Below are 12,612 nucleotides of genomic sequence, written 5' to 3'. Positions count from 1 at the left end.
ATGAGTGCAGTGATCGATCCGGGCCACGCTGGCCACGGTCATGCCGGACATGACCATCACCACGGCCCGGCCAAAGGCCTGATGCGCTGGGTGTTGACCACCAACCATAAAGACATCGGCACCATGTACCTGTGGTTCAGCTTCGCCATGTTCCTGCTGGGCGGCAGCATGGCCATGGTGATTCGTGCCGAGCTGTTCCAGCCGGGCCTGCAGATCGTGCAGCCGGAATTCTTTAATCAGATGACCACCATGCACGGCCTGATCATGGTCTTTGGCGCGGTGATGCCGGCCTTCGTCGGCCTGGCCAACTGGATGATCCCGCTGATGATCGGCGCGCCGGACATGGCCCTGCCACGGATGAACAACTTCAGCTTCTGGCTGCTGCCAGCGGCCTTCAGCATGTTGGTCAGCACATTGTTTATGGAGGGCGGCGGGCCCAACTTCGGCTGGACCTTCTACGCGCCGCTATCAACCACCTACGCGCCGGAATCGGTGACTTTCTTTATCTTCGCTGTGCACCTGATGGGTATCAGTTCGATCATGGGCGCGATCAACGTGGTCGCCACCATCCTCAACCTGCGCGCCCCCGGCATGACCCTGATGAAGATGCCGTTGTTTGTCTGGACCTGGCTGATCACGGCCTTCCTGCTGATCGCGGTAATGCCGGTACTGGCCGGTTGCGTGACGATGATGCTGATGGACATCCATTTCGGCACCAGCTTCTTCAGTGCCGCCGGTGGCGGTGATCCGGTGCTGTTCCAGCACGTGTTCTGGTTCTTCGGCCACCCCGAGGTGTACATCATGATCCTGCCGGCATTCGGCGCGGTCAGTGCGATTATTCCGGCCTTCGCCCGCAAGCCGCTGTTCGGCTACACCTCGATGGTCTATGCCACGGCGAGCATTGCCTTCCTGTCGTTTATCGTCTGGGCGCACCATATGTTCACTGTGGGGATACCGCTCACGGGTGAGCTGTTCTTTATGTACGCGACCATGCTGATTGCCGTACCGACCGGGGTGAAGGTGTTTAACTGGGCCAGCACCATGTGGCGCGGTTCGATGACCTTCGAGACGCCGATGCTGTTCTCCGTGGCCTTCGTCATTCTGTTCACCATCGGTGGTTTCTCCGGGCTGATGCTGGCCATCGCTCCGGCGGACTTCCAGTACCACGACACCTACTTCGTGGTGGCGCACTTCCACTACGTGCTGGTGCCTGGGGCGATCTTCGGCATCTTCGCCTCTGCCTACTTCTGGCTGCCGAAGTGGACCGGGCATATGTATGACGAAACCCTTGGCAAGCTGCATTTCTGGATGAGCTTTATCGGCATGAATATGGCGTTCTTCCCGATGCACTTTGTCGGCCTGGCCGGCATGCCGCGGCGTATCCCGGACTACAACATGATGTTCGCCAACTTCAACATGGTGTCGAGCATTGGTGCCTTTATGTTCGGCGCCACCCAGTTGCTGTTCCTGTTTATCGTCATCAAGTGCATTCGCGGTGGTAAACCTGCCGCGGCCAAGCCGTGGGACGGCGCCGAAGGGTTGGAGTGGACGGTGCCGTCGCCGGCGCCGTATCACACCTTTAGCACACCACCTGACGTGAAATAAGGAGCGCTGGCCATGAGCGAAGCCCTATCGACCCGCCGCCTGGTTATCCGCCTGTGCTTGGTGGTGGTCGGTATGTTTGGCTTTGGCTTCGCCCTGGTGCCGATTTATGACGTGATGTGCCAGGCATTCGGCATCAACGGTAAAACCGCCGGTGCCTATGAGGCCGGGCTGCAAAGCACGGATGAGTCGCGTCAGGTGCGGGTGCAGTTTCTCGCCACTAACTCAGCTGAGATGGTCTGGGAATTCCGTCCGCTGGCCGATGAGCTGACGGTGCATCCTGGTCAGAGCACCGAGATGGTCTATGTGGCCTACAACCCCACGGACAAACCGATGACCGCCCAGGCGATCCCTAGCGTGGCACCGTCCAAGGCGGCTGCTTATTTTCACAAGACTGAATGCTTTTGCTTTACCCAGCAGGTATTGCAGCCCGGCGAGCGTATTGAGATGCCGGTGCGCTTTATTGTCGATAGAGACTTACCGGCAGATGTTCGCCACCTGACCCTGGCCTACACCTTGTTTGACGTCACTGCGCGCATGCCGCCGGTGGCACAGGCGACCCTTACCCGGGCGACTCCATAAGGAGAACAATAAATGTCGAGTCACGAAAGTCACGAAAGCTATTACGTCCCGGCCCAGAGCAAGTGGCCGATCATCGCCACCCTGGGCATGCTGTTCTCGGTGTACGGCGTAGGCACCTGGTTCAACGATCTGAAGGCCGATCGCGCCGACTCCAACGGCCCGCTGATCTTCTTTGTCGGCGGCCTGTTTCTCGCCTATATGCTGTTCGGCTGGTTCGGTAATGTGATCAAGGAAAGCCGCTCCGGCATGTACAGCCCGCAGATGGACCGCTCGTTCCGCTGGGGCATGAGCTGGTTTATTTTCTCCGAGGTGATGTTCTTTGCCGCCTTCTTCGGTGTGTTGTTCTATGTGCGCACCTGGGCTGGCCCTTGGCTCGGTGGTGAAGGTGACAAAGGGGTGAGCAACATGCTCTGGCCAGGTTTCGAGTACAGCTGGCCGCTGCTCAACACGCCTGACCCGAAACTCTATCCGGCACCGAGCGGCACCATCAGCGCCTGGGGTTTGCCGCTGATCAACACCATCTTGCTGGTGACCTCCAGCTTCACCCTGACCTTCGCCCACCACGCGCTGCGCAAGAACCATCGCAAGCCGCTGACCCTGTGGCTGGCGCTGACGGTGATTCTGGGTATTGCCTTTCTGGTGCTGCAGGTCGAGGAATATATCCACGCCTACACCGAACTGGGGCTGACCCTGGGCTCGGGCATCTACGGCGCGACCTTCTTTATGCTCACTGGCTTTCACGGCGCCCACGTGACCCTGGGGGCGCTGATGCTGAGCATCATGCTGATTCGCATTATTCGTGGCCACTTTAGCCCAGACAAACACTTCGGCTTCGAGGCGGCGGCCTGGTACTGGCACTTTGTCGATGTGGTGTGGATCGGCCTGTTCGTCTTCGTTTATGTGCTGTGACGCGACTACCAGGTGACATGCGAGACCAGTTGGCCGCTGTAGAAACCCCAGGCAATCAGGGCAACGGTCAGCGCGGTAAGGGTCACGCGCACAGTCAGCGCGTTGACTACCCGGGAGGTTTTACCTTCGTTCTTGACCAAGAAGAACAGGCCACTGAATAGGCTGACCAGAGTAGCCAGTAGTAACAGGACGATCGCGGCTTTGAGCATGCGTGACTCCCAAGCAGAACTTCGGGGGAAGGGAAATGCGCTTCAGCTGCAGTATAGCCAGCTTGTACAGGGCTTTAGGGAGGTCGCTATGAGCGCCTTCCGTCCTGGCTGGCTGCCTAGCGTACTGGTGCTGCTGCTGTTTCCCTGCCTGATAGCCCTGGGCTTCTGGCAGCTGGCGCGAGCCGAAGAAAAGCGCGAGTTGCTGGCCGCACATCAGGCCCAGCAACTGGCCGCACCCATCAGCATCGCTGAGCTGGAGCGCCAGCCCAACCCGGCCTACCAGCGCGTGCAGTTGCAGGGCTTCTTCGACGCGCGGCATACCCTGCTGCTGGACAACCGCACCCGCGACGGCAAGGTCGGTGTGGAGGTGTTGCAACCTTTTTATGATCAGGCCAGCGGCCTCTGGCTGCTGCTCAATCGCGGCTGGCTGGCCTGGCCGGACCGGCGCATCAGCCCAACCTTTGCCACCCCGGATACGCCGTTGCGCCTGCAGGCCATGGTGTATGTGCCGCTGGGGGAAGCGTTTCAGCTGCAGGGTGAGCAAGCCACTACGGGCTGGCCGCGGCTGATTAGTGAGGTCAAACCGGATGCCCTGTGGCAGCAACTGGGGCGTGGCGGTCTGGCCTATGAGGTCCGCCTCGAACCGGGCCCCGCGTCATTTCAAAGCGATTGGCCGGTTATTGCCATGAGTCCCGACAAACACCTCGGTTACGCGGTGCAGTGGTTCGCCCTGGCGGCGGCCTTGCTCTGCCTGTTTATCTATTTAGGTCTATCTAACGCGCGGGAGACTCACCATGAACCCAGCCATCGCCCTGCCTGAAGTGTCACCCAGCCAGCGTCGCCGTGGACGGCTGCAACTGATCCTGATTCTGGTCGTGGTAATCGGTCCGATGATCCTCGCCAGCGCCATGTATCAGTGGCGCTTCTGGGTGCCGGAAACCCGCAGCTACCACGGCGAACTGATTGGTACCGGTCAGACCCGCGCCGACCTTGGTGTGGTCGGTGCCGATGAGCAACGCTGGCAGCTGTTGGTGACCGTGCCGGATGTCTGCGATGCCGCCTGCAAGGAGTTGGTTTTTCTCGCCCGTCAGGTGCATATCGGTTTAAACCGTGATGTCGGCCGCGCCGCCCATGGCCTGGCTTCTGCTCAACCCATCGCCAGCGACTATGACGCTCAGCTGCGCCGTGAATACCCGCAGCTGGCGCGCTATCAGCTGCAGCTGGATGTTTATGACAAGGCCGCCGGTAAGGTAGAAGGCGCGCAGCTGTGGATTGTCGACCCGCGCGGCAATCTGGTGCTGCGTTATGACGCCACCAGCAACGGCAAGGCGATTCTTAACGACCTGCGGCACCTGTTGAAAATCTCGCAAATTGGCTAATGCTGCCCATGGCTAAGGACTGATGATGAGCAAGCCCGGTTACCGTTTTGCCCTGTTCGCCACTGTGTTGGCGGTCGTGGTGGTGCTGCTCGGTGCCTATACCCGCCTGACCCACGCCGGCCTCGGTTGTCCCGACTGGCCTGGCTGCTACGGCTTTATCGGCGTGCCGATGAGCGAGCATAAACAGACCCTGGCTGAAGCGCGCTTTCCCGAAGCGCCGGTGGAAGTGGCCAAGGGCTGGTACGAGATGATCCACCGCTATTTTGCTGGCGCCCTGGGTTTGGTGATTCTCGGCTTGGCGGTACAGGCGCTGCGCCGCCGTGGCGAGGCGGATCAGCCACTTAAACTGCCGCTGTTCTTGTTGGGCCTGGTGACCCTGCAGGCGGCCTTCGGCATGTGGACGGTGACCCTGAAGCTCTGGCCACAAGTTGTTACGGCGCATCTGCTGGGTGGTTTCGCCACCCTTAGCCTGTTGTTTCTTTTAACCCTGCGTCTCTCCGGCAAGGCGGCCGCCTTGGCCAATCTTCCCGCGCGCCTGCGCAGCCTGGCGGCGCTCGGCCTGTTGTTGGTCGTTGGGCAGATCGCCCTTGGTGGCTGGGTCAGCAGCAACTACGCGGCGGTTGCCTGCGTTGATCTGCCGACCTGTCATGGCGAATGGTGGCCGGCGATGGACTTCGCCAACGGTTTTCACCTGACTCAGCATATCGGCCCCAACTACCTTGGCGGTCAGCTCGACAGCGCCGCACGCACCGCCATTCATATGACCCACCGCATCGGCGCACTGCTGGTCACCCTGGTGCTTCTGCTATTGGCCTGGCAACTCAAGCGTCATGGCCTTTCGCGGTTAGCCGGCTTGTTGCTGCTAGCGCTGGCCGTGCAGATCAGCCTGGGTATCAGCAACGTAGTGTTTCACCTGCCGCTGCTGGTAGCGGTGGCGCACAACCTCGGCGGCGCGGCTCTGCTGCTGACGCTGGTACTGATCAACTACCGGGTGCGCAGCGCAGTTCGGCTGGCATCTCCGGCAGCAGAGGCGCAGGCTGGCCTTGCGCTGTTGCCGAGCAAATAACAAAAACAATCGAGGAGAGACCTTATGGCTACTCTAGCGCGCGAACAGCAAGCCCACGCCAGCTGGCGCGACTACCTGGAGCTGACCAAGCCCAGGGTGGTGGTGCTGATGCTGATCACCTCCTTGGTCGGCATGTTCCTCGCCACCCGCGCAGGCGTGGCCTGGCAGGTGCTGATCTTCGGCAACCTGGGTATCGGTCTGTGCGCCGGCGCGGCAGCGGCGGTCAACCATGTGGTGGATCGGCGTATCGATTCGATTATGGCGCGCACGCTCAAGCGTCCGGTCACTTCGGGGCGTATCTCGCCCACTGCCGCGCTGGGTTTTGCCCTGCTGCTGGCCGTAGCTGGCATGGCCTTGCTGCTGACCTTTACCAACGAGCTGGCGGCCTGGCTGACCCTGGCTTCGCTGCTCGGTTATGCGGTGCTCTACACCGGCTTTCTTAAGCGCGCCACGCCGCAAAATATCGTCATCGGCGGGCTGGCTGGCGCAGCGCCACCGCTGCTCGGCTGGGTCGCGGTTACCGGGCATATCAGCGCCGAACCGCTGCTGCTGGCGCTGATCATCTTCGCCTGGACGCCACCGCACTTCTGGGCCCTGGCCATCCACCGCAAGGAGGAATACGCCAAGGCCGATATCCCCATGCTGCCGGTGACCCACGGCGAGCACTACACCAAGGTGCATATCCTGCTGTACACCTTGGTGATGTTTGCGGTGACCCTGCTGCCTTATGCCATCCATATGAGCGGGCTGCTCTATCTCGCCTGCGCCGTGCTGTTGGGCGGGCGCTTTCTGTACTGGGCGGTGGTGCTGTACCGTGACAGCAAACCGCATGCGGCGATCAGCACCTTCAAGTACAGCATCTGGTATCTTTTCGCGCTGTTTATCGCCCTGCTGGTCGACCACTATCTGCTGTTAAACCTGTAATCGTTGGTGCCATGTCCCGAACCCAGATCACTGTTTTTGTTCTCGTTGCCATCGTCGCCCTGGTGCTGGGCCTGACCGTCAACAAGGTGCTGACCAGCAAGGGCCAGGGTGATCCCACCGTGCTGCTGGATGCCGGTATCGTCCTGCTGCCACAAAGCCGCAGCCTGCCGGAGCTGAGCCTGACCAATCAGGACGGCCAGGCAGTGGCGGTCGATCAGCTCAAGGATCAGTGGAGCCTGCTGTTTTTCGGTTACACCTTCTGCCCGGATATCTGCCCAGCCACCCTCGCCCAACTGCGTCAATTGCAAGGTCAGCTACCGCCGGAAACCCTGGCCAAGCTGCGCATTGTGCTGGTTACGGTCGATCCGAATCGCGACACGCCGGAGCAGCTGAAGAAGTACCTGGATTACTTCGATGCCGGCTTTATCGGCTTGACCGGCGAAGAGGCGACCATCCAGAAGCTGGCCAACGGCGTCAGCATTCCGTTTATTCCGGCTGATACCAGCAAGGAAAACTACACCGTCGACCACAGCGGTAACCTGGTGCTGATCGGCCCGGATGGCAGGCAGCGCGGCTTTATCCGCGCCCCGATCAACAACAGCAAATTGGCCGCACAGTTGCCCGGCCTGTTTGATCGCCCGTAACGCATCACTTGGCAAATAGCTGGCTGATGTCCTTGAACGCCTTGAACTCCAGGGCGTTGCCACAGGGGTCGAGTAGGAACAGCGTGGCCTGCTCGCCGACCTGGCCGGCGAAGCGCACATAGGGTTCGATCACAAATGGCGTGCCTTTGGCCTGTAGCCGTGCCGCCAGCGTTTGCCAATCCTCCCAGCCCAATACCACACCGAAATGCGGCACCGGCACATCGTGGCCGTCCACCGGGTTGCTGTGCGCTGCTTCCTGATGCGCCATCTTCGGCGCCTGGTGAATCACCAGCTGGTGGCCGAAGAAGTCGAAATCCACCCAGTGGTCGCTGCTGCGGCCTTCGGCGCAGCCGAACACCTCGCCATAGAAATGCCGTGCGGAAGCCAGGTCGTAGACGGGAATTGCCAGGTGAAAGGGTGCGAGAGCCATGCTGAAGTTCCTTGAGAGTGTTGTCTGCTGATTCTCAGCAACAGCGATTCTGATTAAAAGCGAATATCCTTGCTCGCAAGCACAAACAAAATTGATCAGTCGAGGCGTCGATGCTGCGCGAATTGAAAACCTTTGTGGCGGTGGCGCGGCATGGCACCTTCGCTGCGGCTGGCCAGCAGGTCGGTTTGACCCAGTCGGCGGTCAGCGCACAGATGCGTGTACTGGAACAGGGCCTGGGCGTCCGCCTGTTCGAGCGCAGTGGGCGCTCGGCGGTGCTCAATGCTGCCGGTCGGCATGCCTTGCCGCTGGCGGAGCAGATGCTTGGGTTGTACGCGCAGATGGCCTTGCCGACCCGCGCGGCTGAGTGGCAGGGCGAGCTGAAGGTCGGTGCGATTGCCACCTTGCAGACTGGTTTGTTGCCCGAGGCCTTGCCGCGTTTTCGCGCCGCCGCGCCACGGGTCGAGCTGAAGCTGGTGCCGGGCGTGTCGCTGAACTTGCTGAGCCAGATCGATGCCGGTGAACTGGACCTGGCGCTGCTGATCAAGCCGCCGTTCGAGCTGCCCAAGGAGCTGCTGCAGATCAGTCTGGCGCGTGAACCCTTTGTGCTGATCACCCCACTCAGCGTCACAGCGGATGATCCGCTGCAGATCCTCGCTGAGCAGCCGTTTGTGCGATACGACCGACGCTCGTTCGGCGGACGGCGGGTCAACCAGTTTCTCCGCGAGCAGCGCCTGACGGTGCAGGAAGCGCTGGAGCTGGATGAGCTGGAGGCCATCGTGCGGATGGTCGAATGTGGCCTTGGTGTGTCGCTGATTCCACGCGCAGGGTTGTGGCTGCAGCGGCCGACGCAGTTGCGGGTGATCGAACTGGGCGTGCTGACCTTTCACCGCGAACTGGTGGCGATATTGCGCCGCGCTCAGCGTCAGCCGGCGTTGGACTGCCTGCTGGAGTGTCTGCGCGAGTCTGCCGCTACACCTTAAACGACAAACCCCGCACGAGGCGGGGTTTGGCCCAGGGTAGCCCGGATGGAATCCGGGGGCGGTTACCCTGCTCAAGATCATTCCCGGATTGCATCCGGGCTACAAGAGTGCCGCTCACTTAGTTTAAGTGAACGGCATCAGCGCTGTGCCTTAGAACGCCGGAACTACAGCGCCCTGATACTTCTCAGCGATAAAAGCCTTCACTTCGGCGCTGTTCAGTGCTTTGGCCAGCTTCTGCAGGGCGGCGTTGTCCTGGTTGTCGGCACGCGCCACGAGGATGTTGACGTACGGCGAGTCGCTGCCTTCGATGGCCAGGGCGTCCTTGGTTGGGTTGAGTTTGGCTTCCAAGGCGTAGTTGGTGTTGATCAGCGCCAGGTCGACTTGGGTCAGCACGCGCGGCAGGGTGGCCGCTTCCAGCTCACGCACCTTGATGGCTTTCGGGTTCTCGACGATGTCTTTCGGCGTGGCGAGGATGCCTGCTTCCGGCTTCAGGGTAATGACCCCGGCCTTCTGCAGCAGCAGCAGGGCGCGGCCGCCGTTGGTGGCGTCATTCGGGATCACCACGTTGGCGCCTTGTGGCAGCTCGGCCAGGGTTTTGTGCTGACTGGAATAAGCGCCGAAGGGCTCGACGTGCACGCCGGCCACGCTGACCAGCTCGGTGCCACGGCTCTTGTTGAACTCATCCAGGTACGGCTTGTGCTGGAAGAAGTTGGCATCCAGGCGCTTTTCGGCAACCTGCACGTTCGGTTGCACGTAGTCGGTGAACACCTTGATGTTCAGCTCAACGCCGTCTTTGGCCAGCGCCGGCTTAACGAATTCGAGGATTTCCGCATGCGGTACGGCAGTGGCGGCGACGCTCAGGCTTTCGGCCTGGGCGGAGAAGGCTGCTAGGGCAGCGACTGCGGCGATCAGTTTTTTCATGACTAACTCCTTGTGGGATCAGGGGTGGCGACGGGTAGTCGCCAGCGGTTTACTTGCGCGAAAAGTGCACCACCAGCTTGTCGCCGACGGTTTGTAGAATCTGTACCAGCACCAGCAGGAGGATCACTGTCACCGCCATCACGTCGGGTTGATAACGTTGATAGCCATAGCGCACGGCCAGGTCGCCGAGACCGCCGCCGCCGATCAGGCCGCTCATGGCGGTGTAGGACACCAGGGTGATGGCCGTTACGGTAATCGCGGCGATGATGCCGGGCAGCGCCTCGGGCAGCAGCGCGTTGACCACGATCTGCCGGGTGGTGGCGCCCATGGCCTGGGTTGCTTCGATGATGCCGCGGTCGACTTCACGCAGCGCGGTTTCCACCAGGCGCGCGAAGAATGGTGTGGCGCCCACCACCAGTGGCGGAATGGCGCCAGGTACACCCAGCGAGGTGCCGGTGACGATTACGGTGAAGGGGATCATCACGATCAGCAGGATCACGAACGGCACCGAACGCAGGATATTCACCAGCAGCGACAGGAAGCCATAGAAGGCTTTCTGTTCGAACATCTGCCGTGGGCTGGTCAGGAATAGCAGCACGCCCAGCGGCAGGCCGAGCAGCACGGTAAACAGCATGGAGCCGCCGAGCATGCTCAGGGTGTCCAGGCTGGCGTAGCCGATTTCCGCCCAATCGACGTTGGGCAGCAAGCGAGTCAGTAAGGCGTCCATTAGCGCAGCACCTCCAGATGCACGTCGGCGGCTGCAAAGCGCGCCAGCGCGGCGTCCAGATCGCCGCCGGTCAGGGCCAGGGTCAGCTGGCCGTAGGGGGTGTCCTTGATGCGGTCGATGCGCCCGGCGAGGATGCTGTAATCCACCCCGGTCTCGCGCGCTACGGTGCCCAGCAGCGGCGCGTAGGTCGCCTCACCCTGGAAGGTCAGGCGCAGGATACGCCCGGCGACATGGGCAAAATCATCACGCTGTTCGTTCTCGTCGATCTGTTCGGCTTCCTGCACGAAGCGCTTGGTGGTGGCGTGCTGCGGGTGCAGAAACACCTCGGCCACGGGGCCGGATTCGACGATCACGCCGGCATCCATCACCGCCACGCGGTCACAGACCCTGCGGATCACGTCCATCTCATGGGTGATCAGCACGATGGTCAGGTTCAGTTCGCGGTTGATCTCGGCCAGCAGCTGCAACACCGAGGCGGTGGTCTGCGGGTCGAGGGCGCTGGTGGCCTCGTCGCACAGCAGGATTTTCGGCTCAGTGGCCAAGGCGCGGGCAATGCCGACGCGTTGTTTCTGTCCACCGGAGAGCTGCGCCGGGTATTTGTTGGCGTGATCCTGCAGGCCGACCCGTGCCAGCAATTCGGCAACTCGGGCGTTGATCGCACTGCGCGGCAACTCACCGGCCAGCTTCAGCGGCAGGGCGACGTTGTCAGCAACGGTTTTGGATGAGAGCAGGTTGAAGTGCTGGAAGATCATCCCAACCCGCTGACGAAAACGCCGCAGACCTGTGGCGTCGAGCGCGGTGACGTCTTCGCCGTCGATCTCGATACGCCCGCCAGAAGGCTCTTCCAGACGGTTGATCAGGCGTAGCAGGGTGCTTTTGCCGGCGCCGGAGTGACCGATGATGCCGAACACTTCGCCCCGGGCGATCTGCAGATCACTCGGCTGCAACGCGGGGATGTCCTGACCACTGACGCGGTACGCCTTGTGGACCTGATGAAAGTTGATCACTGCATAAACCTTTTGGGTTTCAAAGTTGCCGGGTAGGCAGAAACGGCCGGCTAGTCTACCCGCCACTGTTTAGGCCGCAAAAATCTTTGTGGGCCTATGGTTATAGCTAAATCGCATTAATGGCTGGGCTGTTCCGCCCAGTGTAGCCAGCGCCAATGCAAACGACCGGGCAAGCCCGGTCGTTATACCGCCCAAGCCTTATCAGCGCTTGGGCGTGAGCACCAGCTGCGGCACCTGAGCAGGTTTGATTACCTGGCTCATGCGCGGGTTGAAACGCGGGTCCAGGCGCTTGATCCGCGCACTGAGCAGAGAGGCGACCCAGGGGAAATCCTTGGCCTGGCGTACTTCGATACGCACTGCGCAATTGAACGCGACCATATCCGCCGCAACGCCATCGAGCAGGCTGCGCAGGCGCTCGTTGTCCTGGTTATCCAGCATCGGCAGGCTGATCACGCTGCTAGCGGCGGCCGGGTCGATCAACCGGGCCTGCGGCTTGGCCGGTGCAGGTGCTTCGGCTGGCGGGGTATTTGGCAGCTGAGTAGCCTGAATCGCGGCGGCCTGGCGCTCGGCAGCCAGACGCAACTGGCGCGCCTGCTCCAGGCGCGTGGCTTCGGCACGCGCATCAGCCTGCTCAGCAGTACGCCGCTGTTGTTCGGCGGCGGCCAGCTCGGCTTCGCGCGCTTGGGCGATGGCGCCATCCAGGCCGGTGGTCAGCGCGGGTGCTTGCGGCATCAGGCTGCGGGCGCGGCTCAGGGCTTTGGTGGCGTTGTCCAGATCACCGGCCTGCAGGGCTTTTTGTCCTTGTTGCAGGTGGGCTTCGGCGAGCTGGCGCTGGTATTGCTCCAGGCGCGTATCACCGGCGGCGCGTTGTTGCAGGTTGCCGAGCTGGCTTTCGGCGTTGCTCAGGTCACCGCTGGCGAGGCTCTGGTCGAGCTGGCGAAAGGCGCTGACCAGATCATCCACCGGTAGGTTGGCCGGCTGCTGTGGCGCGCTTTGGCAGCCGGCTAGCAGCAGAACCAGAAAGGGCAAAAGATTACGAAAAACCGACGATTTCATTGCTGCGGGTCTCGAATTGTGCAAAAAACGCGCAAGTTTACACTGCGCTCGGGGGCATCACCAATCTTTCAGGCGGTTCGCCTTGGCAGGCTCCGTAGGGTGGGTTAGCGACGCCATGCCTCGTACTTCCAGGCACCGCCCCTTTGGCGCGTCGCGTAACCCACCAGGCGATCTTC

Annotated in this window: 15 protein-coding genes; 9 read left to right on the top strand and 6 right to left on the bottom strand. The window is 61.5% G+C overall.

Going from position 1 to position 12,612, the window contains the following annotated elements; genetic code table 11:
- From ctaD to Q8M42_RS00215, 3 genes are read left to right on the top strand one after another with little or no spacing between them, the layout of a single operon-like run.
- Entirely contained in the window at positions 1–1,605 is a 1,605-nt protein-coding gene (gene ctaD / locus Q8M42_RS00225) for a cytochrome c oxidase subunit I (protein ID WP_304865775.1), read from the top strand.
- A 12-nt stretch (positions 1,606–1,617) separates the two neighbouring features.
- The gene (locus Q8M42_RS00220; protein ID WP_304865778.1) at positions 1,618–2,184 is read left to right on the top strand and encodes a cytochrome c oxidase assembly protein; all 567 of its coding nucleotides are present in this window, start codon (positions 1,618–1,620) and stop codon (positions 2,182–2,184) included.
- A 12-nt stretch (positions 2,185–2,196) separates the two neighbouring features.
- Positions 2,197–3,093 carry a cytochrome c oxidase subunit 3 gene (locus Q8M42_RS00215; RefSeq protein ID WP_304865781.1) on the top strand — a complete coding sequence of 299 codons (897 nt, stop codon included), beginning with the start codon at positions 2,197–2,199 and terminating at the stop codon, positions 3,091–3,093.
- 5 nt (positions 3,094–3,098) lie between these two features.
- On the opposite strand, the gene Q8M42_RS00210 is transcribed toward Q8M42_RS00215, so the two are convergent.
- Complete coding sequence (locus Q8M42_RS00210) at positions 3,099–3,302, bottom strand: twin transmembrane helix small protein (RefSeq protein WP_304865784.1); 204 nt, start codon at positions 3,300–3,302, stop codon at positions 3,099–3,101.
- An 88-nt stretch (positions 3,303–3,390) separates the two neighbouring features.
- Here Q8M42_RS00210 and Q8M42_RS00205 point away from each other — a divergent pair, with 88 nt between their 5' ends.
- From Q8M42_RS00205 to Q8M42_RS00185, 5 genes are read left to right on the top strand one after another with little or no spacing between them, the layout of a single operon-like run.
- Complete coding sequence (locus Q8M42_RS00205; RefSeq protein ID WP_304865787.1) at positions 3,391–4,122, top strand: SURF1 family protein; 732 nt, start codon at positions 3,391–3,393, stop codon at positions 4,120–4,122.
- Positions 4,097–4,681 (top strand): hypothetical protein, encoded by a 585-nt coding sequence (locus Q8M42_RS00200; protein WP_304865789.1) that lies wholly within the window; start codon positions 4,097–4,099, stop codon positions 4,679–4,681. The genes Q8M42_RS00205 and Q8M42_RS00200 overlap by 26 nt, the downstream gene beginning before the upstream one ends.
- Before the next feature lie 25 nt (positions 4,682–4,706).
- Positions 4,707–5,747, top strand: a complete 1,041-nt coding sequence (locus Q8M42_RS00195) for a heme A synthase (protein WP_304865792.1) — start codon at positions 4,707–4,709, stop codon at positions 5,745–5,747.
- 24 nt (positions 5,748–5,771) lie between these two features.
- Complete coding sequence (cyoE, locus tag Q8M42_RS00190) at positions 5,772–6,671, top strand: heme o synthase (RefSeq protein WP_304865795.1); 900 nt, start codon at positions 5,772–5,774, stop codon at positions 6,669–6,671.
- 11 nt (positions 6,672–6,682) lie between these two features.
- Complete coding sequence (locus Q8M42_RS00185; protein ID WP_304865798.1) at positions 6,683–7,315, top strand: SCO family protein; 633 nt, start codon at positions 6,683–6,685, stop codon at positions 7,313–7,315.
- A 4-nt stretch (positions 7,316–7,319) separates the two neighbouring features.
- On the opposite strand, the gene Q8M42_RS00180 is transcribed toward Q8M42_RS00185, so the two are convergent.
- Positions 7,320–7,745 carry a VOC family protein gene (locus Q8M42_RS00180; protein WP_304865801.1) on the bottom strand — a complete coding sequence of 142 codons (426 nt, stop codon included), beginning with the start codon at positions 7,743–7,745 and terminating at the stop codon, positions 7,320–7,322.
- Positions 7,746–7,855: 110 nt separating this feature from the next.
- Between Q8M42_RS00180 and Q8M42_RS00175 the strand changes: the two genes are divergently transcribed.
- Positions 7,856–8,725: a LysR substrate-binding domain-containing protein gene (locus tag Q8M42_RS00175; protein WP_304865803.1), complete on the top strand. Its 870-nt coding sequence runs from the start codon at positions 7,856–7,858 to the stop codon at positions 8,723–8,725.
- 150 nt (positions 8,726–8,875) lie between these two features.
- Here Q8M42_RS00175 and Q8M42_RS00170 read toward each other — a convergent pair whose 3' ends face one another.
- The 4 genes from Q8M42_RS00170 to Q8M42_RS00155 form a co-directional block, all read right to left on the bottom strand.
- Positions 8,876–9,646 carry a MetQ/NlpA family ABC transporter substrate-binding protein gene (locus Q8M42_RS00170; RefSeq protein WP_304865806.1) on the bottom strand — a complete coding sequence of 257 codons (771 nt, stop codon included), beginning with the start codon at positions 9,644–9,646 and terminating at the stop codon, positions 8,876–8,878.
- 49 nt (positions 9,647–9,695) lie between these two features.
- Positions 9,696–10,373: a methionine ABC transporter permease gene (locus Q8M42_RS00165; protein WP_304865808.1), complete on the bottom strand. Its 678-nt coding sequence runs from the start codon at positions 10,371–10,373 to the stop codon at positions 9,696–9,698.
- A complete protein-coding gene (locus Q8M42_RS00160; protein ID WP_304865810.1) occupies positions 10,373–11,380 on the bottom strand; it encodes a methionine ABC transporter ATP-binding protein in 1,008 nt (335 codons plus the stop codon). Before Q8M42_RS00160 ends, Q8M42_RS00165 begins: the two co-directional genes overlap by 1 nt.
- A gap of 201 nt (positions 11,381–11,581) precedes the next feature.
- Positions 11,582–12,436, bottom strand: coding sequence for a PA5502 family lipoprotein (locus Q8M42_RS00155; RefSeq protein ID WP_304865812.1), 855 nt, complete (start codon positions 12,434–12,436; stop codon positions 11,582–11,584).
- Between the last annotated feature and the right edge of the window lie 176 nt (positions 12,437–12,612).

Source organism: Pseudomonas sp., from assembly GCF_030684895.1.
Lineage (GTDB): Bacteria > Pseudomonadota > Gammaproteobacteria > Pseudomonadales > Pseudomonadaceae > Aquipseudomonas.
Note: the sequence above shows the minus strand (reverse complement) of the source record. Positions and strands in the feature narration are given on the sequence as shown.

Excerpts from the sequence above, each read along its gene's own strand:
- ctaD (WP_304865775.1), top strand. The coding sequence starts at position 1 with ATGAGTGCAGTGATCGATCCGGGCCACGCTGGCCACGGTCATGCCGGA.
- Q8M42_RS00220 (WP_304865778.1), top strand. The coding sequence starts at position 1,618 with ATGAGCGAAGCCCTATCGACCCGCCGCCTGGTTATCCGCCTGTGCTTG.
- Q8M42_RS00215 (WP_304865781.1), top strand. The coding sequence starts at position 2,197 with ATGTCGAGTCACGAAAGTCACGAAAGCTATTACGTCCCGGCCCAGAGC.
- Q8M42_RS00210 (WP_304865784.1), bottom strand. The coding sequence starts at position 3,302 with ATGCTCAAAGCCGCGATCGTCCTGTTACTACTGGCTACTCTGGTCAGC.
- Q8M42_RS00205 (WP_304865787.1), top strand. The coding sequence starts at position 3,391 with ATGAGCGCCTTCCGTCCTGGCTGGCTGCCTAGCGTACTGGTGCTGCTG.
- Q8M42_RS00200 (WP_304865789.1), top strand. The coding sequence starts at position 4,097 with ATGAACCCAGCCATCGCCCTGCCTGAAGTGTCACCCAGCCAGCGTCGC.
- Q8M42_RS00195 (WP_304865792.1), top strand. The coding sequence starts at position 4,707 with ATGAGCAAGCCCGGTTACCGTTTTGCCCTGTTCGCCACTGTGTTGGCG.
- cyoE (WP_304865795.1), top strand. The coding sequence starts at position 5,772 with ATGGCTACTCTAGCGCGCGAACAGCAAGCCCACGCCAGCTGGCGCGAC.
- Q8M42_RS00185 (WP_304865798.1), top strand. The coding sequence starts at position 6,683 with ATGTCCCGAACCCAGATCACTGTTTTTGTTCTCGTTGCCATCGTCGCC.
- Q8M42_RS00180 (WP_304865801.1), bottom strand. The coding sequence starts at position 7,745 with ATGGCTCTCGCACCCTTTCACCTGGCAATTCCCGTCTACGACCTGGCT.
- Q8M42_RS00175 (WP_304865803.1), top strand. The coding sequence starts at position 7,856 with ATGCTGCGCGAATTGAAAACCTTTGTGGCGGTGGCGCGGCATGGCACC.
- Q8M42_RS00170 (WP_304865806.1), bottom strand. The coding sequence starts at position 9,646 with ATGAAAAAACTGATCGCCGCAGTCGCTGCCCTAGCAGCCTTCTCCGCC.
- Q8M42_RS00165 (WP_304865808.1), bottom strand. The coding sequence starts at position 10,373 with ATGGACGCCTTACTGACTCGCTTGCTGCCCAACGTCGATTGGGCGGAA.
- Q8M42_RS00155 (WP_304865812.1), bottom strand. The coding sequence starts at position 12,436 with ATGAAATCGTCGGTTTTTCGTAATCTTTTGCCCTTTCTGGTTCTGCTG.